Genomic DNA, 20,073 nt, shown 5'->3' on the forward strand with positions numbered 1-20,073 from the left:
GCAAGTGATGATTGTAGTGTCCGGCGGGAAAACCGCAATGGACCTTTGGCTTGCCCCGCGCTATCCATTTGCCCATGAAAAACGGTGATCATCTCTTCCTCGTCGACGGCTCCGGATTCATCTTCCGGGCGTTCCACGCCATCCCACCTCTGAACCGCAAATCCGATGGCCTCCCGGTCAATGCGGTATCGGGTTTCTGCAACATGTTGTGGAAGCTGCTCACCGATGCGCGCGACACCTCGGTCGGTGTCACGCCGACCCATTTCGCTGTTATCTTCGACTACTCCTCGAAGACCTTCCGCAACGCGCTCTACGACCAGTACAAGGCCAACCGTACGGCGCCTCCGGAAGATCTCATTCCGCAGTTCGGCCTGATCCGCCACGCGACCCGCGCCTTCAATCTGCCCTGCATCGAAAAGGAAGGCTATGAGGCAGACGATCTGATCGCCACCTACGCCCGCCTTGCCGAGGCGGCCGGCGCGGGCGTCACCATCGTGTCGTCCGACAAGGACCTGATGCAGCTCGTCACCACGAATGTGTCGATGTACGACAGCATGAAGGACAAGCAGATCTCGATCCCCGAGGTCATCGAGAAATGGGGCGTGCCGCCGGAGAAGATGATCGATCTCCAGGCGATGACCGGTGACTCCACCGACAACGTCCCCGGCATTCCCGGCATTGGCCCGAAGACGGCGGCGCAATTGCTCGAAGAATACGGTGACCTCGAGACACTCCTTGCCCGCGCCGGCGAGATCAAGCAGGCCAAGCGCCGCGAAAACATCATCGCGAACGCCGACCTCGCGCGCCTGTCGCGCCAGCTCGTGGAACTCAAGACCGACACCCCGCTCGATGTCCCGCTGGAAGAGCTGAGCCTGGAGCCGCAAAACGGTCCGAAGCTGATCGCCTTCCTCAAGGCGATGGAGTTCACCACGCTGACGCGCCGTGTGGCTGCCGCAACCGGCACCGACGCAGACGCCGTCGAAGTCGCCACCGTGCCGGTGGAATGGGGCGCGGATGCGCGCGGTCCGGATCTCGACAAGGGCGACGCGGCGACGGCTGTCAGCGAAGGTTCCACCGCAAAGGCAGCGGTCCGCGGCGAGGCGGCCGAGGCTGCCGCAGTCCTGTCACGTACCGGCGAAACGGATGCAGCAGATGCCACGCCGCAGGCGCTGGCAGCGGCTCGGGCCGAAATCTTTGCCAAGGCACCTTTCGATCGCAGTGCCTATGTGACGATCCGTGATGTCGCCACTCTCGACCAGTGGGTATCAGCTGCGCGCGATGCCGGCGTCGTCGGCTTCGACACGGAAACGAACTCGCTCGACGCCATGCAGGCCGACCTCGTCGGCTTCTCGCTGGCGATTGCCGACCACAAGACCGACCCGACCGGCGCGTCGATCCGGGCGGCCTATGTTCCACTGATCCACAAGACCGGTGTCGGCGATCTCTTGGGCGGAGGGCTTGCCGAAAACCAGATCCCGGTCGCAGAAGCGCTGAGCCGGCTGAAGCGCCTGCTCGAGGACCCCTCCGTCCTAAAGGTCGCGCAGAACCTGAAATACGATTACCTGGTGATGAAGCGGCACGGTATTACCGTCGAGAGCTTCGACGATACCATGCTGATGTCCTACGTCGTTGATGCCGGCAATGGCACCCATGGCATGGATGCGCTTTCCGAGCGATGGCTGAACCACAAGCCGATCGCCTACAAGGACATCACCGGCACCGGCAAGTCGTCGGTGACTTTCGATTTCGTCGATATCGACAGGGCGACGGCCTACGCCGCCGAGGATGCGGACGTCACGCTGAGGCTCTGGCACATCCTGAAGGCGCGGCTCGCCGCCAAGGGGCTGACGCGCGTCTATGAGCGTCTGGAGCGACCGCTGGTCGCCGTTCTGGCGCGCATGGAAGACCGCGGCATCACCATCGATCGCCAGATCCTGTCGCGGCTTTCGGGCGAACTGGCGCAAGGGGCAGCGGCGCTCGAGGACGAGATCTACAAGCTCGCAGGCGAGACCTTTACCATCGGCTCACCGAAGCAGCTCGGCGATATCCTGTTCGGCAAGATGGGCTTTGCCGGCGGGTCGAAGACCAAGACCGGGCAATGGTCGACCTCGGCGCAGGTGCTGGAAGACCTGGCCGCCGAGGGCCACGAACTGCCGCGCAAGATCGTCGACTGGCGGCAGCTGACCAAGCTCAAGTCCACCTACACCGATGCGCTTCCCGGTTTCGTCCATCCGGAGACGAAGCGCGTTCACACGTCCTATGCGCTCGCCGCCACGACGACTGGCCGCCTGTCGTCGTCGGATCCGAACCTGCAGAACATCCCGGTGCGCACCGCCGAAGGCCGCAAGATCCGTACCGCCTTCATCGCGACGCCTGGCCACAAGCTGCTCTCGGCCGATTACAGCCAGATCGAGCTGCGTGTACTCGCCCACGTCGCCGACATCCCGCAGCTGCGCCAGGCCTTTGCCGACGGTGTCGATATTCACGCGATGACGGCCTCGGAAATGTTCGGCGTTCCGGTCGAGGGCATGCCGGGCGAAATCCGTCGCCGCGCCAAGGCGATCAACTTCGGCATCATCTACGGCATTTCGGCCTTCGGTCTCGCCAACCAGCTGTCGATCGAGCGCTCCGAGGCCAGCGACTACATCAAGCGCTATTTCGAGCGTTTCCCCGGCATCCGTGATTACATGGAAGGCACAAAAGTGTTTGCCCGCGAGCATGGCTACGTCGAGACCATCTTCGGCCGCCGCGCGCACTACCCGGATATCCGCTCGTCGATCCCGTCGCATCGCGCCTTCAACGAGCGCGCCGCAATCAACGCGCCGATCCAGGGTTCGGCAGCCGACATCATCCGCCGCGCGATGGCGAAGATGGAGCCGGCGCTGGCCGAGGCGAAGCTCTCTGCCCGCATGCTGCTGCAGGTGCACGACGAACTGATCTTCGAGGTCGAGGACGCCGAGGTCGACAAGACCATTCCGATCGTCGTCTCGGTCATGGAGAACGCCGCCATGCCGGCGCTCGACATGAAGGTGCCGCTCAAGGTCGATGCGCGCGCCGCGACCAATTGGGACGAGGCGCACTAATCCGAGCGGCACGATGCCTGGGTTCTGAGGGAATTCCCTCAGAAAACCTCAAAAGCCACATGCGATGAATCTTGCAGTGCCCGGGGCCATTCGATGACCCCGGGCGCCTTTCCATCAGGATGATAGAAAGCGCCGGTCGTTGCAGCCGGAACGATTGCCGACGCGTTCAACTCCCCATAGGCAACGGTTGAGAAGGGGCTTGAAGCCCTATCTGGAACCGCCGCAATCGGAGGAGATCATGGCGCCGAAGACCTTCATTCTTGTGCTTTCCTGCGACGACAAGCCCGGCATAGTCGCGGCCGTTACCACCGAGCTTGCCGCGCTCGGCGCCAACATCGCCGCGAGCAACCAGTTCTGGGATACCAAGACCAACAGCTTTTTCATGCGCATCGCCTTTCAGGTTGCGGCGAGCGTTCAGGCAAATGATGTCGAGCGGGCCTTGCGGCCTGCCGTCGAGCGTTTCCAGATGCGAACCGCTCTGGCGGACGCCACGGTGAAGCCGAAGATCCTGGTCCTCGTCTCCCGGTTCGACCATGCGCTCTTGCACCTGCTCTACCAGATCCGTGTCGGCTGGCTGAATGCGGAAGTCGTCGCTATCGTCTCCAATCACGAGGATAGCCGGCGCACGGCCGAGGCCGAGGGGCTTTCCTATCACTGTTGGCCGGTATCGAAGGAGAACAAGGCCGAACAGGAGGAAAGGCTCTTGCGCCTGGTCCAGGAAACCGGAGCCGATCTCGTCATCCTCGCCCGCTATATGCAGGTCTTTTCGGACAATCTGTCGAAGCGCCTCTACGGCAAGGCGATCAACATTCATCACTCCTTCCTGCCGAGCTTCAAGGGCGCCAAGCCCTATCATCAGGCGCATGAGCGTGGGGTGAAGCTGATCGGCGCGACGGCGCATTATGTGACGCCCGATCTCGATGAAGGCCCGATCATCGAGCAGGAAACCGAGCGCGTCAGCCACGCGCTGACGGCCGAGGATTTCGTCGCCACTGGCCGTGATATCGAAAGCCGCGTGCTTGCCCGTGCCGTCAAGCTGCACCTGGAGCGGCGCGTGATGCTCAACGGCCACAAGACGGTGGTGTTCAGCTAAGAGGGTGCGAAAGGCACCTGAGCCGGTGCCCGCACGGGCTCCGGCCAAGGATGTTAGGGGCGTGCGCCAACGGCGGTTGCCGTGATCGCCGGCGCGCGGAAGCTGGCAAAGAGCCGGCTCAGACCTTCGCGCCCGTCGGCCGTCAGATCGAAGCGGCGGCCGAAGAGCAGCCATTCCGTACAGAGGCCGAGCATCATCCAGTGCAGTGTCCGCGTTGCGGACGCCGGCGTCCAGCTCTCATGCATCTGCCCCTTGGCGAGTGCGCGGGAGAAAGCGAGTTCGAGCAGGACGTTGTGGCGCTCGTCGAGTTCCTTCTGCCGGGTCAGGACTTCGCTCATGTCGCCATCGTAATTGGTGCGCAACATGATCGTCAGAATGCGTTGGCGCTGCTCGTCGGCGGCGAGAACATCCAGCCAGTCGCCCATGGCGCCCTCGAGGATCGAAAGGGTATCGGCCGTTTCCGCCTCGATTTCGCGGGCAACCATGTCTTCCTGCGGCAGCGGCACGGCATCATGCAGCGCGAGGAACAGGTCGGTCTTGTTGGCGAAGTGCCAGTAGATGGCGCCGCGCGTGACGCCGGCGGCCTTGGCAATTTCTTCGAGCGTCGTGTTCGAGACGCCCTTTTCGTAGAAGACGCGCTCGGCGGCGCATAGGATCTTCTGTCTTGTTGCTTCTGCGTCGGCTTTTGTTCGGCGCATTCATTCCTCCTCATGCGACGGCCCGCCGAATGGGCGGGCCGTCTGTCGTCATCTTACTCGGCGGGTGTCGGGTTTTCTGCGGCTGTCGGTGTGTTTTCCACCTTCTTTCGGCCGAAGATCTTCGTAACGAACACGAAGAAGACCGGAACGAAGAAGATGGCGAGCACCGTTGCCGAGATCATCCCGCCCATGACGCCCGTGCCGATGGCGCGCTGGCTGCCGGAGCTGGCACCCGTAGCGATCGCCAGCGGCAGAACGCCGAGCGTGAAGGCGAGCGACGTCATCAGGATCGGCCGGAAGCGAAGATGCGCCGCCTCCAGCGTTGCGTCGATCAGTGACTTGCCCTGCTCGCGCAGTTCCTTCGCAAACTCGATGATCAGGATCGCGTTCTTGGCCGAGAGACCGATGATCGCGATCAGGCCGACCTTGAAGTACACGTCGTTCGGCATGTCGCGCATGGTGACCGCCAGCACGGAGCCGATGACACCGAGCGGCACCACCATGATCACGGCCACCGGGATCGACCAGCTCTCATAGAGTGCGGCCAGGCACAGGAACACCAGAAGGCAAGACAGCGCGATCAGAAGCGGTGCCTGGGTGCCCGACTGGATTTCCTGCAGGGACTGGCCGGTCCACTCGTAACCGAAGCCTGCAGGCAATTGTCCCGCCAACCGTTGCATCTCGGCGATCGCGTCACCCGAAGAGTAGCCGTGGGCGGCTTCACCGCTGATACGGACCGATGGGTAGCCGTTATAGCCGATCGTCTGGGTCGAAGCCTTGACCCATTCCACCGTTGCAAAGGCCGACAGCGGCACCATGCCGCCATTGGCATTGCGGACGTTGAGGTTGAGGAGGTCGGCGGTCTGCATGCGCTGACCTTCGTCCGCCTGCACCGTCACGCGCTGCATGCGTCCGGCATTGGGGAAGTCGTTGACGTAGGACGAGCCGAGGTTGGTCGAGATCGTCGAATTGATGTCGGCGAAGGTCACACCGAAGGTGTTGGCCTTCTCGCGGTCGATGGTCACGCTGACCTGGGCCGCATCCGGCATGCCCTCGAAGCGAACGCCGGTGACGATCTTGCTCTGAGCCGCAAGGCCAAGAAGCTGGTCGCGCGCCTGTGAAAGTGCTGCTTCGCCGAGACCGCCGCGGTCCTGCAGGCGGAAGGAGAAGCCGCCAGTGGTGCCGAGACCCTGGATCGCCGGCGGCGACAGCGCAAAGCTGATCGCATCCTTGATCTGGCTCATGGCAATCGTCGCACGCATGGCGATCGACTGCGCAGCGTTGTCGGCGTCGCGTTCCTTCCAGTCCTTCAGCGTCACGAAGGCGAGCGCTGCGTTCTGGCCGGTGCCGAAGAAGGAGAAGCCGTTGATCGCGATGATGCGTTCGACTGCCGGCTCCTGGCCGAAGATCTTCTCCGTCTGCTCCACCACCTCGGTCGTGCGGTTGCCCGTCGCTTCGGAGGGAAGCTGCATCATGACGATCACGAAGCCCTGGTCTTCGTCCGGAAGGAACGACGACGGCAGCTTCATGAACAGCCAGCCAAGACCGGCGAGCACCGCGACATAGACGATCATGTAGCGGCCGGTCCGGTGGACCATGCCCTTCACGAGGCCGCTGTAGCCGTGTGAGGTCTTGTCGAACGAGCGGTTGAACCAGCCGAAGAAGCCGCGCTTGGCGTGGTGATGGCCCTTGGGAACCTGCTTCAGGAAGCTGGCGCAGAGCGCCGGCGTCAGCGACAGCGCAAGCAGCGCCGAGAACAGGATCGACACGACCATCGTCAGCGAGAACTGGCGATAGATCACGCCGACGGCACCCGGGAAGAAGGCCATCGGAATGAACACCGAGGCGAGAACCAGCGTGATGCCGATGACGGCGCCGGTGATCTGCTTCATCGCCTTGCGGGTCGCTTCCTTCGGTGTCAGTCCTTCCTCGGACATGATGCGCTCGACGTTCTCGACGACGATGATCGCATCATCGACGAGAATGCCGATCGCCAGCACCATGCCGAACATGGTGAGCACGTTGATCGAGAAGCCCATCGCCAGCATCACCGCGCAGGTGCCGAGCAAGGCAACCGGAACGACCAGCGTCGGGATGATGGTGTAGCGGATGTTCTGCAGGAACAGGAACATCACGATGAAGACGAGTGCGACGGCTTCGACGAGTGTCGAAAGCACCTTCTCGATGGAAACGGCGACGAACGGCGAGGTGTCGTAGGGAACCGAATATTCGAGACCGGCCGGGAAGAACTTGGCCAGTTCGTCCATGCGTTCCTTGATCGCGGCCGATGTCGACATGGCATTGCCGCTTGGCGACAGCTGGATGGCGATGGCCGCCGACGGTTTGCCGTTCAGACGGGTCGAAAACGCATAGCTTTCGCCGCCGATTTCGACGCGGGCGACGTCACGCAGGCGAACGGACGAACCGTCCGGGTTGGCGCGAAGCACGATCGCTCCGAATTCCTCGGCGCTCGACAGCTGGCCCTTGACGACAACGGGGGCGCTGATCTGCTGGGTGATCGGGTTCGGCTGAGCGCCGATCGAGCCGGACGCGATCTGGGCGTTCTGAGCCTGGATGGCATTCGTCACGTCGGCGGCCGTCAGGTTGAGGCCGAGCATCTTGTCCGGATCGAGCCAGACGCGCATCGAGCGTTCGGTCGCAAACAGCTGTGCACGGCCGACGCCGGGCACGCGCTGGACTTCGTTGAGCACGTTGCGGCTCAAGTAATCGCCGAGACCGATGGCATCCATCGAGCCATCGGTCGAGGTGAGCGCAACGATCATCAGGAAGCCGGAGCCGGCTTCATCCACCTGCACGCCCTGGCGCTTGACCGAATCGGGCAGGCGCGGCTCGACGCGGCGAACGCGGTTCTGGATGTCGACGGCGGCCTGACCCGGGTCGGTACCGGGCGCAAAGGTGGCGCTGATATCGACGGAGCCGGAAGCACTGGAGGTCGATTCGAAATAGAGCAGGCCTTCGACGCCGTTCAGCTCGTTTTCGATCAGACGGGTGACGCTCTGGTAGGTGTCTTGCGACGAGGCGCCAGGATAGCTCGTGTTGATGGAGATCTGCGGTGGCGCGACATCAGGATATTGCGAGACCGGCAGAAGCGGTATCGCAATGATGCCGGCGATCATGATGAAGATCGCCACCACCCAGGCAAAGATAGGCCTGTCGATGAAAAAACTGGGCATTAATCAGCACTCACTTTGTGGCTTCAGCCGGCTTTTCTTCGGCCGCTGCGGTCGTCTGCGCCGCTTCGGCCGCGGGCTTGGCGTTCGGATCCCAGTCCGTCGGCTCGACCGGTGCGCCGGGGCCGATCTTCTGGAAACCTTCGACGATGACCTTCTCGTCGGCCTTGAGGCCTGAGGTCACCTGCCAGCGGCTGCCGACGGTGCGGCCGAGCGTCACGTTGCGGAACTCGACCTTCTTGTCGGGGGTGACGACATAGACCTGCGACTGGCCGGCATTGTTGCGCTGGACGGCCTGCTGCGGGACGGTTATCGCGTCCTTCTCGATGCCTTGCTGCACCTGCACGCGGACATACATGCCCGGAAGCAGATCATTGTTGGGGTTCGGGAATTCGCCGCGCAGGGTCACCTGGCCGGTCGTCGCGTCGACGGCGGCTTCGGAGAACAAGAGCTTGCCCTTGTGTTCGTAGACGGTGCCGTCATCGAGAACGAGCTGGACTTCGGCTTCCTCGTCGCCGCTCATCATCTTGCCTTCCTCGAGCGCCTTGCGCAGGCGGATGAGGTCGGTCGCCGACTGGGTGAAGTCGGCATAGAGCGGGTCCAGCTGCTGGATCGTCGCGAGATTTTCCGAGCTGTTGGCGCTGACCAGCGCTCCTTCGGTGATCAGCGCGCGACCGATGCGGCCGCTGATCGGCGCCGTCACGTCGGCGTATTGCAGGTCGAGCTTGGCAGCTGCGAGGCCCGCCTGGGCAATCGCAACGTCGGCGTCGGCTGCAGCCAGCAGGGCGGATGCATCGTCGAACTGCTGTGCGGCGACGACATTCGCCTTCTTCAGCTGCTCCTGACGGTCAGCCTTCTGCTGCGCCTGCTGGCGCACCGACTGGGCGCGCCGCAGCGTCGCCTCGGCCTTTTCGACCTGGACGCGGAAGGGTGCCGGGTCGATGCGGTAGAGCACATCGCCCTCATTGACCTTGGAGCCCTGCTGGAAGACCCGTTCGACCACGATGCCGGAGACGCGCGGGCGCACTTCGGCGACGCGTGTTGCCGTGATGCGACCGGGAAGCTCGTTGGTGATCGGCAGCGTTTCGGCCTTGGTCGTGAAGACGGCGACTGCGGACGGGGGGAATGCGGCGGCGGCCGGCTGCTCGTCCTCTTTCTGGCAACCGGAAAGAAGAATCACGGTTGCCAAGGCGGCGGCCAGTGTCGGTCGGTTCATGCGCATAGCGATGTCCATATTCGGTGACCGCAGGCAACAGCTGCATCTCGCAAGGTGCCCGTGCGGTCCGGAAGTGAAAGGGGAGCGGAACCGGTATCAGGTTCGGCAAATACCGGAAAGCTAATATACAAACACAAATGTATGTTAATTCGCTTTGCAGTGCAACAGCGTGATGCGGCGCATCGAATCAAAAAATAAATCAGCCGCCACAGGGTGTTAGTCCCCATGGCGGCTGATTTTCACGCAGCTGTGATGGGGCGGTGGCCCCAAAATGGATCAGGCGAGAACGCGGTCGTCGTCACCGAAACGGTGCATGCTGCCGACCATCGGCGTCGCGTAGACGATGTCGTCGGGTGCGTAGCGATGCTCGCCGAAGAGACGGACCGTGATGGTGCCGGCCTGTTCTGAATCGATGTAGACGATCGTGTCTGCACCAAGATGTTCGACGTGGACCACCTTGCCCTTCCAGTCGCCACTCTCGCGCGAAAGCGCCATATGCTCCGGGCGGATGCCGATCGTCTTGGCGCTGACATCGCCGAGCCGCGCACCCTCGATGAAGTTCATCTGTGGCGAGCCGATGAAGCCGGCGACGAAGACGTTGGCGGGCCGGTTGTAAAGATCCATCGGCGAGCCGATCTGCTCGATCTGACCGGCGTTCAAGACGACGATCTTGTCGGCGAGCGTCATGGCCTCCACCTGATCGTGGGTGACGTAGATCATCGTCGCCTTCAGGCTGCGGTGCAGCCGGGCGATCTCGAGACGCGTGTTGACGCGCAGCGCCGCATCGAGGTTCGACAGCGGCTCGTCGAACAGGAAGAGCTTCGGCTCGCGCACGATCGCGCGGCCGATAGCCACGCGCTGGCGCTGGCCGCCAGAAAGCTCGGCCGGGCGGCGGGCGAGGTAGGGCTCCAGCGACAGCATGCTCGCCGCCTTGCCGACCTTGTCGTCGATCTCGGCTTTCGGCTTGCCGGCCTGCTTGAGGCCAAGGCCCATATTGTCCTTCACCGTCAGGTGCGGATAGAGCGCGTAGGACTGGAACACCATCGCGATGCCGCGCTTGGCGGGCGCCACGTGGCCGACTTCGGTGCCGTCGATCTGAACGCTGCCGGAGGTCGCGTCCTCGAGGCCGGCGATGGTGCGCAGCAAGGTCGACTTGCCGCAGCCGGAGGGGCCTACGAAGATGACGAACTCGCCGTCCTTCACCTCGAGGTCGATGCCCTTCAGCACCTCGTGGCTACCATAGGCCTTGCGGATGGATTTGAGTTGAAGCGATCCCACCTGGTTGCCCCCTTTAAAGTTTGACTGGTCTGCCGGTGCGCACGCTTTCGTCTGCGGCGAGGCAGATGCGTAGCGACTGGACGGCGTCGTTCATGTGACGGTCGAGGTCGATGTCTTCGCGAATGGCCTTCAGCACATAGGCCTGCTCGCGGTCGCAGAGTTCCTGGTGGCCGGGTTCGCCGTCCATCTTCAGGTCCTCGTCGGTCCTGAGGAAACGTCCGTCGGGACCGGTTTCGGCATTGTGCAGCCGGATCACCGCGGTCTTGGTGTGCATGTCGATGTCGTCGGACTTGGCGTTCTGGTCCATGACGATCGAGACCGAGCCCTTGGGCGACATCACGTCCTTCACGAAGAAGGCGGTTTCCGAGATCATCGGACCCCATCCGGCTTCGTACCAGCCGGTGGAACCGTCCTCGAAGATCACCTGCAGGTGGCCGTAATTATACATGTCGGGCGCAATCTCGTCGGAGAGGCGAAGCCCCATGCCACGCACTTCCACGGGCTTCGCGTCGGTGATCTGGCACATGACGTCGACATAGTGCACGCCGCAGTCGACGATCGGCGACGTTGTCTTCATCAGCGACTTGTGCGTTTCCCAGGTTGGACCGCTCGACTGCTGGTTCAGGTTCATCCGGAAGACATAGGGACCTCCGAGCTTGCGCGCTTCGGCGATCAGCCGGATCCACGAGGGATGGTGGCGCAGGATGTAGCCGATCACCAGCTTGCGGCCGTACTTCTTCGCCGCCGCGACGACGCGCTCGGCATCGGCGACGGTGGTTGCCAGCGGCTTTTCGACGAAAACGTCGGCGCCGGCTTCAAACGCCATGACCGCGAAGTCGGCATGGCTGTCCGAATAGGTGCAGATCGAGCAGAGCTCCGGCTTCAGCTCGGCAAGCGCAGTCTTGAAGTCCGGATGGATCGTGTAGCCGCTCAGTTCTTCCGGCAGCGGTACCTTCGAGCGGTTGACGAGGCCGACGATCTCGAACCCGGGATTGTTGTGATAGGCGAGCGCGTGGCTGCGCCCCATGTTGCCGAGCCCTGCGACGAGGACCCGGACGGGTTTGCTGCTTGCACTCACTTGACTGCTCCTGCCGTGATGCCGCGGATCAGTTGCCGCGAGAAGATGACGTAGAGGACGAGAACCGGAAGGATGGCGAGCGACAGCGCCGCAAGCACCGCGTTCCAGTTGGTGACGAACTGGCCGATGAAGATCTGCGAGCCGAGCGTCACGGTCTTGGTCGCTTCCGCCGGTGCCAGGATCAGCGGGAACCAGAGGTCGTTCCAGATCGGGATCATCGTGAAGACTGCGACCGTCGCCATTGCCGGCCGGACCAGCGGCAGCACCAGGCGGAAGAAGATCGAGTATTCCGAAAGCCCGTCGATGCGCCCGGCGTTCTTCAGGTCGTCCGAGACCGTTCGCATGAACTCCGAGAGAATGAAGATCGCAAGCGGCAGGCCTTGCGCCGTGTAGACGAGGATCAGCGCCGTCAGCGTGTTGACCAGGTTGGCGGCGACCATGCCTTGGAGAATGGCGACGGTGCCGAGCCGGATCGGGATCATGATGCCGATCGCCAGATAAAGGCCCATGACGGTATTGCCGCGGAAGCGGTACTCCGACAGCGCGAAGGCGGCCATCGCCCCGAAGAGCAGCACCAATGCGATCGAGACGATCGTGACGACGAAGCTGTTCTGGAAGTAGGTGGCGAAGTCACCCTGACCGAGAACGGTCTCATAGCCGATCAGACTGAAGGTCTGCGGCGTCGGGATCGTCAACGGCGCCCGGAAGATCGCGTTGCGATCCTTGAACGAATTGATGATCGTCAGGAACACCGGGAACAGCGACACGAGCGTGTAGGCGATGAGCGCCACATGCACGAAGCCGGTGCGGAGAATGGAATCGCGTGCTTTCGACATCTCCGGTCTCCTTAGAACTGGTAGCGGCGCATGCGGCGCTGAATGACGAACAGGTAGAGCGAGACGCCGGCAAGGATGATCAGGAACATCACAGTGGCGATCGTCGCGCCCATCGAGCGGTCACCGAGCTGCAGCTGGAAGCCGAAGAAGGTGCGATAGAGCAGCGTGCCGAGAATGTCGGTCGAGCCGTCCGGGCCGGCAAGCGCGCCCTGCACCGTGTAGACCAGGTCGAAGGCGTTGAAGTTGCCGACGAAGGTCAGGATCGAGATGATGCCGATGGCCGGCAGGATCAGCGGCAGCTTGATCTTCCAGAACTGGCTCCAACCTGTGACGCCGTCGCATTCGGCCGCCTCGATCACCTCGTCCGGGATGTTGAGCAGCGCGGCGTAGATCAGCATCATCGGGATGCCGACATATTGCCAGACCGAGATCAGCGAGACGGCGACGAGGGCCGAGCCCGGCTTTCCGAGCCAGGGCGCAAACAGCGACTTCAAGCCGACAAGATCGAGCATCCAGGGCGCAACACCCCAGATCGGCGACAGGATCAGTTTCCAGATGAAGCCGACGATCACGAAGGACAGCAGCGTCGGCAGGAAGATTGCTGTGCGGTAGAAGGTGACGAAGCGCAGCTTCGGAATAGACAGCATCGCGGCAAGCGCAACGCCGATCGGGTTCTGCACGCACATGTGGATGATGAAGAAGATGACGTTGTTCTTCAGCGCGTTCCAGAAGTCGTGGGCCCAGCGCTCCTCGCCGAACAGCGTCTGGAAGTTGGCGAGCCCGACGAAGGCTGGCTGGCCGTCGACCGTGTTGAACAGCGAGAGCCGGAGCGTCTCGATCAGCGGCAGGATCATGACCGCCGAATAGATCAGGAAGGCCGGCAGCAGGAAAACGAGGATGTGCCAGCGTTTCGGCCGCCTTGCGGTCGGCTGTCCGTCTTGCACTGAAAGAGCGTCACTCATTGGTCCATCCGTTTCTAGAAGACCGGTTCCCAGACAGTCACGATGCACACCGACGCCACACGGCCGGTCTCGCCGCATGCCATCTGCCCTTTTGCGAGGGCTCATGACGAAGGTTAAGTCTATCGCGTTCTTTTGCAAACGACTGCGTCGGTGGCCTCCCACAACGGGAGGCCGGTGACGCTTCGGCTGGGGGAGTGCCAGATCCGGCATGTCGCCCCGCCCGGTCCCCACCGCATCCTCGGATCCACTCGATCCGAGGTGCTCTGTGCACGTCCAGGACGTGCGGTGGCATAGGGCCGACCCTCCCCCAAACAAGGGGAGGGAACCTGTTGCGCTTACGTCAGTCTTACTTCGCCGGCTTGTACCAGGAGTCGAGGCCCTTCTGCAGCTTCTCGGCAGCAACCTCTGGCGTATCCGTGCCGTTGATCACGTTGGCCGATTCGACCCAGGTCTCATTTTCGAGGCTCGGGGTGCCGCGTGCCAGAATCTGGTAGGTCGAGCGGATCGTCGGCTTGCACTTTTCGCGCCAGGAGACGAATTCCTGGGCGAGCGGATCGGTCATCTTCACCGGGGTAGAGTTGAGGCTGAAGAAGCCCGGCAGTGCATTGGCGTAGATGTCGGCGAATTCCGGCGAAGCAACCCAGGTCAGGAAGGTCTTGGCCTGTTCGGCATGGGCGCTCTTGGCGTTGAGGCCGATGCCGATGTCGTTGTGGTCCGAGATGTAGCAGGTGTCACCGGCGTTCTTAACCGGAGGCGGGAAGGCGCCCATCTTGAACTGCGCCTGGGTGTTGAACAGGCCGATTTCCCACGAGCCGGCCGGATAGATGGCGGCGCGACCGAGTGTGAAGAGGTTCTGGCTGTCCGGATAGGTCTGGGCTTCGAAGCCGTCGCCGAGGTAGTCCTTCCACTTGGCAAGAACGCGATAGGGTTCGACCCACGGTTCGTCGGTCAGCTTCTGTTCGCCCTTGATCAGCGCGGCGCGGCCTTCTTCACCCTTCCAGTAGTTCGGGCCGATGTTCTGGTAGCCCATGGTGGCGGCTTCCCAGAGGTCCTTGGTGCCCATCGCCATCGGGATGTAGTTGCCGTCGGCCTTGATCTTGTCGAGGGCTGCGAAGAACTCGGCTTCCGTCGTCGGGATCTGGATACCCAGTTGGTCGAAGGCGTCCTTGTTGTAGATGAAGCCGTGGATGACCGAAGCCATCGGTACGCAGAAGGTGGACTTGCCGTCGTCGGTCGTCCAGGCGGACTTGGCGACCGGCGAGAAGTTTTCCATGCCCGGCAGCGCCGTCAGGTCGGCAAGGTGCTTCTTGTTGTAGAGTTCGAGCGAAACGTCGAACGGACGGCAGGTGACGAGGTCACCCGCGGAGCCGGCGTCGAGCTTGGCGTTCAGCGCGGCGTTGTATTCGGTCGGCGCCATCGGGGCGAACTTGACCTTGATGCCCGGGTTCTTCGCTTCGAAGGCGGGGATCAGCTTTTCCTGCCAGATGGCCAGGTCGTCGTTACGCCAGCTTTCGATGGTCAGCGTCACGTCCTCGGCGTGCGCCAGCCCGGCCGTGCCGAGGATGCTCGAAGCGAGCAGCAGGCCTTTGATTGTCGTACGGGTCATGCAGGTTCTCCCTTTTTATAAGCGCCGCTTTGGCGCGGTTTGGATCCCGAAAATGTTCAGGCTGAAACGATGTCTATCGCCCGGCGCAGGTTCTGTTTGGCCGCATCGAGCGCCGCATCCGCCGCCGCTACGTCCTTCGCGCCCGAGGCGAGAAGGATTGCGACCTTGACCGAGCCGCTGGCCATGGTGATCAGCCGGCCGGCCTCGGCGGCGCTGATGCCGGTGATGTCGGTGACAATGCGGATCGCGCGGCCATGAAGCTTGATATTGTCGGCGCGCAGGTTGACCATGTGGCCGTCGAGCACGTGGCCGAGATGGATGCCGACGAGCGTCGAGAACATGTTGAAGGCGATCTTCTGCGCCGTTCCGGCGCCCATGCGGGTCGAACCGGAGACCACTTCCGGCGGCGTCTGCAGAAGGATCGCGACGTCGGCGTCCTTGAAGAGTGCGGCACCGGGATTGTTGGCAACCGCGATCACCTTGGCGCCGCGCTTGCGCGCCTCGTCGGCGGCGGCAAGCGCATAAGGGGTGGAGCCGCTGGCGGAAACGGAAACGAGGCAGTCGCCCGCGCCGATGCCGGCCTTGCGCACGTCCTCGCGTGCAAGGTCCATGTCGTCTTCGTAGCCGCCCGCAAGGTCGCTGAGGCTGGCAGCGCCGCCTGCAAGCAGGATGACGATCTGATCCTGCGCAATGCCGTAGGTGCCGGGCAGCTCGAGCGCATCGGCCATCGCCATGAGACCGGAGCTGCCCGCGCCCGCATAGGCAAGACGCCGCCCGGAGCTGAGCGCTTCGGCGGCAATGGCGGCGGCGGCGGAGATCGATTCAATCGCCGCATCGACGGCCTTGGCCGCGGCCTGCTGGCCGGCTGCGAGCAGTCGCAGCGCCAGCGCCGGATGCATGAGATCCAGGCCCTTGGCGTTGTCGTGACGCTCTTCGGTCTTTGCTGACGGCATGGGTCGTGTCTCCTCTCGGTTGAAATTAATGCCAAAAAAATACCAATTGTCCAGCAGAATTTAACTTTTGGCGCCTGAAAAAACTAATCCTCTAAATTAGTCTTTAGATTTCAATGTATTGCAACGAAATCGAAAGTCTGGATGGATTCAGACTTGGTTATTGGTATTTTTTTGGTATCCTCAATGGGCGGAGGTGCTCATGACAAACTACCTGATAGGAATCGATGGGGGCGGGACGAGCTGCCGGGCTGCCGTGGCAACGGCGGATGGGCGCATTCTCGGGCGCGGCAAGGCCGGCGCTGCCAATATCCTGACCGACCCGGAAACCGCGCTCGCCAATATTGGTGGAGCCGCGCGCGCTGCCTTTGAAGAGGCGGGCCTCGATCCTGAGGGCATTGCCGGCGCCAAGGCGATCGTCGGTGTGGCCGGGCATAATGTCGGCGATGCCGTGCATTACGTGAAGCGTCGTCTGCCCTTCGCCGCCGCGGATATCGAATCCGACGGTTTGATCGCGCTGCAGGGGGCGCTCGGCAACCAGGATGGCGCGGTCGCCATTCTCGGTACCGGCACAATCTATATCCTGCGCCAGGGCGAAACCGTCAGCTATGTCGGCGGCTGGGGCTTCACCATCGGCGACCACGGCAGCGGAGCCCGCATCGGCCATGCGCTTCTGCAGGAAAGCCTGCTCGCCTTCGACAATATTCATGACGCTTCCGCGGTTACGGACAGCGTTCTGGCCGAGTTCAACAACGACGCGCGCGACGTCGTCGATTTCGCCCGCCTTGCCAAGCCCGGCGAGTTCGGTCGTTATGCGCCGCGGGTCTTCGATGGGGCTGCCGTGGGCGACCCGGTCGCCGTACGGATCCTGAAGGCCGCCGCCCTTACGGTGGATGAGGCGCTCGATGTCGTGGTAGCACGAGGCTGTGAGAGGCTGTGTCTGCTTGGCGGATTGGCGCCGCTCTATCGCCCCTGGCTTGCCGAGCGCCATCAGGCGTTGCTCGTCGAAGCGGAAGCGGACGCGCTGACCGGGTCGGTCGCTCTTGCCGCGCAACGGTTTGGTTCACAGGCGAGGGCGCGTGCATGACGCACCAACTCGCTTCCATTCTGCCGCTCGAGGGTCTGCAGTCCGGAGGATCGGGGCCGCTCTATCTCAAGCTTCGGCAATCGCTCGAAGATGCAATCCAGTCGGGCAAGCTCAACCATGGCGACGCGCTGCCGCCGGAGCGTGATCTCGCCGACTACGCCAACATCAGCCGCGTCACCGTGCGCAAGGCGGTGGACGATCTGGTGCGCGACGGTCTGCTGGTGCGCCGTCACGGTTCCGGCACCTTCGTCGTCAAGCCGGTCTCCAAGGTGCAACAGTCGCTGTCGCGACTGACGTCGTTCACCGAAGACATGGCGCGCCGCGGGCTGAACACTCACGCGCGCTGGCTGGAACGCGGTCTGTTTCATCCTTCGCCGGATGAGATGATGGCGCTTGGCCTTCCCGCCGACGCGCTGGTCGCGCGCCTCGGCCGCCTGCGTATCGCCGATGACATGCCGCTCGCGATCGAGCGGGCCAGCATTTCGGCGGAGTTCCTGCCGGATCCGCAGGCCGTCACCTCGTCGCTCTACACAGCGCTCGACAAGACCCGCTCGCGCCCGGTCCGCGCCGTTCAGCGCATCTCCGCCTGCAACATCAAGGATCCGGATGCCTCGATGCTCGGCGTTGCCGTCGGCTCGGCCGGCCTTTCCATCGAACGCGTCTCCTATCTCGCATCAGGACGCGTCGTCGAATTCACCCGCTCGCTCTATCGGGGCGATGCCTATGACTTTGTCGCGGAACTGACGCTGTCGGAATCCTAAAGCGACCGCCCGCAGAAAGGAATTGACCATGCAGACCAATATGCGCCGAGAAATCGACGAGATCCCCGAGGCCGCCCAGCGCCTGCTGGAACGCTCCGCCGATCAGCTGAAGGCAGCTGGCGCGGCACTCCGCGCCAAGGATCCGGCCTTCCTGGTGACGATCGCCCGCGGGTCCTCCGACCATGCGGCACTGTTCCTGAAATATGCGATCGAATTGCAGGCCGGTGTGCCCGTCGCCTCGCTCGGCCCGTCGCTTGCCTCGATCTACGGCGCCAAGCTGAAGCTCGGCGGTGCGGCGGCGATCGCGATTTCGCAATCGGGCAAGAGCCCCGACATCGTCGCCATGGCCAAGGCCGCGACCGATGCCGGCGCGGTCTCGATCGCGCTGACGAACACGCTGCCGTCGCCGATTTCGGAGGCCTGCACCAATCCCCTCGACATTCTCGCCGGCCCTGAAATCGCGGTCGCGGCTACCAAGTCCTACGTCAATTCGATCGTCGCTGGCCTTGCCGTGCTCGGCGAATGGACGGGTGACGCTGCGCTCAAGCGCGCCGTTGCCGACCTGCCGAACCAATTTGCCAAGGCGGTCAAGCTTGACTGGCAGGCCTTTGCCGACGACCTCGGCGAAGCCGAATCGCTCTACGTGCTCGGCCGCGGGCCGGCACTCGCGATTGCCAGCGAAGCGGCACTGAAGTTCAAGGAAACCTCGGGCATGCATGCGGAAGCCTATTCGGCGGCCGAAGTGCTGCATGGTCCGGTGGCGCTCGTCGGCGCCAAGTTCCCGGTGCTGACGCTTGCCGCCCGCGACGCGGCCGAAACCTCTGTCGCCGGCATTGCCGACGGTATGGCGGAAAAGGGCGCAGTGGTTCATGTTACCTCTGGTCTTGCAGCCAAGGCCAAGCGCCTTCCGTTCGTCGAGACCGGTCACCCGATCACCGACGCGCTGACGCTGATCCTGCCGTTTTATGGCTTCGTCGAGGCCTGGTCGCGTTCGCGCGGTCTCAACCCTGATGCACCCGCAAGCCTCAAGAAGGTGACGGAGACGAGATGAGCGAGAGGAAGGCAATCACCGGCGCCCGCCTGTTCGACGGGGTCGAATGGCATGACGGCTGTGCCCTCGTGATCGAGGCCGGCCGCGTCAAGGCGATCGTGGCTGCGGCGGACGTTCCCGCCGATGCCGAAAAGATCGATGCCCACGGCATGCTGCTCGTGCCCGGCTTCATCGACCTGCAGGTCAATGGTGGCGGCGGCGCGCTTCTCAACGAGGAGACGACCGTCGAGGGCATCCGGCAGATCTGTTCGGCGCATGCCAAGTTCGGCACCACGGCGCTGCTGCCGACGCTGATCACCGACACGCGCGAAGTCAGAAGCGCCACGATCAAGGCCGGCCTTGAAGCAAAGGCGCAAAACGTGCCTGGCTTCCTCGGCCTGCATCTCGAGGGTCCGCATCTCTCGGTGGCGCGCAAGGGTGCTCATGATCCGAAGCTGATCCGCCCGATGGACGAGGCCGATCTCGCCGAAATGCTCGATTGCGCCAAGGCGCTTGGCGTCCTGATGGTGACTGTGGCGCCGGAAAACGCCACAAAGGAGCAGGTGCGGGCACTCGCCGATGCCGGCGCCGTCGTCAGCCTCGGCCATACCGATGTCGGCTACGAGACCGCTGTCGCCTATGCCAAGGCCGGCGCCCGCACGGTGACGCATCTCTTCAACGCCATGAGCGGCCTCGGCCATCGCGAACCGGGCGTGGTCGGCGCAGCGCTTGCCACCGGCACGCTGCATGCCGGCCTGATTGCCGACGGCTATCACGTCGAGCCGGCCTCGATGGGCGTGGCGCTGCGGGCAAAGGTGGGCCCGGGTCAGATCTTCCTGGTCACGGATGCGATGTCGCCGATCGGCACCGACATGACGAGCTTCCACTTGAACGGCCGCGAGATCCTGCGCGAAGGCGGTCGCCTGACGCTTGCCGACGGCACGCTCGCCGGTGCCGACATCGACATGCTGTCGTCGGTCCGCTTCGTGCACGAGAAGCTTGGCCTGCCGGTCGAAGAAGCCTTGCGCATGGCGTCTGCCTATCCGGCCGATGCCATGGGGCTTGCCAGCCACAAGGGACGGCTGAAGCCTGGAGCGGATGCCGATTTCGTGCTGCTGACACCGGAGCTCGGCATGGGCTCCACCTGGATCGGTGGTACGCAGGTCTACACCGCCTGATCGCCTTGCCATCAAACAAGAGCCCC

At 63.3% G+C, this 20,073-nt stretch carries 15 protein-coding genes; 6 read left to right on the plus strand and 9 right to left on the minus strand.

Annotated features, from left to right (window positions below; translation table 11 throughout):
* Positions 1-74 precede the first annotated feature (74 nt).
* The gene (gene polA, locus PWG15_RS19155; RefSeq protein ID WP_275022136.1) at positions 75-3,083 is read left to right on the plus strand and encodes a DNA polymerase I; all 3,009 of its coding nucleotides are present in this window, start codon (positions 75-77) and stop codon (positions 3,081-3,083) included.
* 238 nt (positions 3,084-3,321) lie between these two features.
* The gene (purU, locus tag PWG15_RS19160) at positions 3,322-4,176 is read left to right on the plus strand and encodes a formyltetrahydrofolate deformylase (protein ID WP_275024466.1); all 855 of its coding nucleotides are present in this window, start codon (positions 3,322-3,324) and stop codon (positions 4,174-4,176) included.
* A 53-nt stretch (positions 4,177-4,229) separates the two neighbouring features.
* On the opposite strand, the gene PWG15_RS19165 is transcribed toward purU, so the two are convergent.
* The 9 genes from PWG15_RS19165 to PWG15_RS19205 all read right to left on the minus strand — a co-directional run bounded on the left by PWG15_RS19165 (position 4,230) and on the right by PWG15_RS19205 (position 15,994).
* The gene (locus PWG15_RS19165; RefSeq protein ID WP_275022137.1) at positions 4,230-4,874 is read right to left on the minus strand and encodes a TetR family transcriptional regulator; all 645 of its coding nucleotides are present in this window, start codon (positions 4,872-4,874) and stop codon (positions 4,230-4,232) included.
* Between the two features lie 53 nt (positions 4,875-4,927).
* Positions 4,928-8,068, minus strand: a complete 3,141-nt coding sequence (locus tag PWG15_RS19170) for a multidrug efflux RND transporter permease subunit (protein ID WP_275022139.1) — start codon at positions 8,066-8,068, stop codon at positions 4,928-4,930.
* A 10-nt stretch (positions 8,069-8,078) separates the two neighbouring features.
* A complete protein-coding gene (locus tag PWG15_RS19175) occupies positions 8,079-9,299 on the minus strand; it encodes an efflux RND transporter periplasmic adaptor subunit (RefSeq protein ID WP_342457044.1) in 1,221 nt (406 codons plus the stop codon).
* A 258-nt stretch (positions 9,300-9,557) separates the two neighbouring features.
* Complete coding sequence (locus PWG15_RS19180) at positions 9,558-10,559, minus strand: ABC transporter ATP-binding protein (protein WP_275022141.1); 1,002 nt, start codon at positions 10,557-10,559, stop codon at positions 9,558-9,560.
* A gap of 13 nt (positions 10,560-10,572) precedes the next feature.
* Positions 10,573-11,637 carry a Gfo/Idh/MocA family protein gene (locus PWG15_RS19185; protein ID WP_275022143.1) on the minus strand — a complete coding sequence of 355 codons (1,065 nt, stop codon included), beginning with the start codon at positions 11,635-11,637 and terminating at the stop codon, positions 10,573-10,575.
* The gene (locus tag PWG15_RS19190; protein ID WP_275022144.1) at positions 11,634-12,473 is read right to left on the minus strand and encodes a carbohydrate ABC transporter permease; all 840 of its coding nucleotides are present in this window, start codon (positions 12,471-12,473) and stop codon (positions 11,634-11,636) included. Before PWG15_RS19190 ends, PWG15_RS19185 begins: the two co-directional genes overlap by 4 nt.
* Positions 12,474-12,484: 11 nt before the next feature.
* The gene (locus PWG15_RS19195; RefSeq protein ID WP_275022145.1) at positions 12,485-13,435 is read right to left on the minus strand and encodes a carbohydrate ABC transporter permease; all 951 of its coding nucleotides are present in this window, start codon (positions 13,433-13,435) and stop codon (positions 12,485-12,487) included.
* 346 nt (positions 13,436-13,781) lie between these two features.
* The gene (locus PWG15_RS19200; protein ID WP_058324494.1) at positions 13,782-15,041 is read right to left on the minus strand and encodes an ABC transporter substrate-binding protein; all 1,260 of its coding nucleotides are present in this window, start codon (positions 15,039-15,041) and stop codon (positions 13,782-13,784) included.
* A 56-nt stretch (positions 15,042-15,097) separates the two neighbouring features.
* Complete coding sequence (locus tag PWG15_RS19205) at positions 15,098-15,994, minus strand: N-acetylmuramic acid 6-phosphate etherase (RefSeq protein WP_275022148.1); 897 nt, start codon at positions 15,992-15,994, stop codon at positions 15,098-15,100.
* Positions 15,995-16,193: 199 nt separating this feature from the next.
* Between PWG15_RS19205 and PWG15_RS19210 the strand changes: the two genes are divergently transcribed.
* The 4 genes from PWG15_RS19210 to nagA are packed head-to-tail and all read left to right on the plus strand — an operon-like array spanning position 16,194 to position 20,047.
* Positions 16,194-17,078, plus strand: a complete 885-nt coding sequence (locus PWG15_RS19210; RefSeq protein WP_275022149.1) for a glucosamine kinase nucleotide-binding domain-containing protein — start codon at positions 16,194-16,196, stop codon at positions 17,076-17,078.
* Positions 17,075-17,839: a GntR family transcriptional regulator gene (locus PWG15_RS19215; protein WP_034804855.1), complete on the plus strand. Its 765-nt coding sequence runs from the start codon at positions 17,075-17,077 to the stop codon at positions 17,837-17,839. Before PWG15_RS19210 ends, PWG15_RS19215 begins: the two co-directional genes overlap by 4 nt.
* A 28-nt stretch (positions 17,840-17,867) precedes the next feature.
* Entirely contained in the window at positions 17,868-18,890 is a 1,023-nt protein-coding gene (locus PWG15_RS19220; protein WP_275022154.1) for an SIS domain-containing protein, read from the plus strand.
* Positions 18,887-20,047 (plus strand): N-acetylglucosamine-6-phosphate deacetylase, encoded by a 1,161-nt coding sequence (gene nagA / locus PWG15_RS19225; protein WP_275022155.1) that lies wholly within the window; start codon positions 18,887-18,889, stop codon positions 20,045-20,047. Before PWG15_RS19220 ends, nagA begins: the two co-directional genes overlap by 4 nt.
* Positions 20,048-20,073: the final 26 nt, after the last annotated feature.

Origin of the sequence: Ensifer adhaerens, assembly GCF_028993555.1 — a bacterium.
Taxonomy (GTDB): domain Bacteria; phylum Pseudomonadota; class Alphaproteobacteria; order Rhizobiales; family Rhizobiaceae; genus Ensifer; species Ensifer adhaerens_I.

Bases quoted from the DNA above. Each gene is read 5' to 3' on its own strand.
- polA (WP_275022136.1), top strand. From the start codon at position 75: ATGAAAAACGGTGATCATCTCTTCCTCGTCGACGGCTCCGGATTCATC.
- purU (WP_275024466.1), top strand. From the start codon at position 3,322: ATGGCGCCGAAGACCTTCATTCTTGTGCTTTCCTGCGACGACAAGCCC.
- PWG15_RS19165 (WP_275022137.1), bottom strand. From the start codon at position 4,874: ATGCGCCGAACAAAAGCCGACGCAGAAGCAACAAGACAGAAGATCCTA.
- PWG15_RS19170 (WP_275022139.1), bottom strand. From the start codon at position 8,068: ATGCCCAGTTTTTTCATCGACAGGCCTATCTTTGCCTGGGTGGTGGCG.
- PWG15_RS19175 (WP_342457044.1), bottom strand. From the start codon at position 9,299: ATGGACATCGCTATGCGCATGAACCGACCGACACTGGCCGCCGCCTTG.
- PWG15_RS19190 (WP_275022144.1), bottom strand. From the start codon at position 12,473: ATGTCGAAAGCACGCGATTCCATTCTCCGCACCGGCTTCGTGCATGTG.
- PWG15_RS19195 (WP_275022145.1), bottom strand. From the start codon at position 13,435: ATGAGTGACGCTCTTTCAGTGCAAGACGGACAGCCGACCGCAAGGCGG.
- PWG15_RS19200 (WP_058324494.1), bottom strand. From the start codon at position 15,041: ATGACCCGTACGACAATCAAAGGCCTGCTGCTCGCTTCGAGCATCCTC.
- PWG15_RS19205 (WP_275022148.1), bottom strand. From the start codon at position 15,994: ATGCCGTCAGCAAAGACCGAAGAGCGTCACGACAACGCCAAGGGCCTG.
- PWG15_RS19210 (WP_275022149.1), top strand. From the start codon at position 16,194: ATGACAAACTACCTGATAGGAATCGATGGGGGCGGGACGAGCTGCCGG.
- PWG15_RS19215 (WP_034804855.1), top strand. From the start codon at position 17,075: ATGACGCACCAACTCGCTTCCATTCTGCCGCTCGAGGGTCTGCAGTCC.
- PWG15_RS19220 (WP_275022154.1), top strand. From the start codon at position 17,868: ATGCAGACCAATATGCGCCGAGAAATCGACGAGATCCCCGAGGCCGCC.
- nagA (WP_275022155.1), top strand. From the start codon at position 18,887: ATGAGCGAGAGGAAGGCAATCACCGGCGCCCGCCTGTTCGACGGGGTC.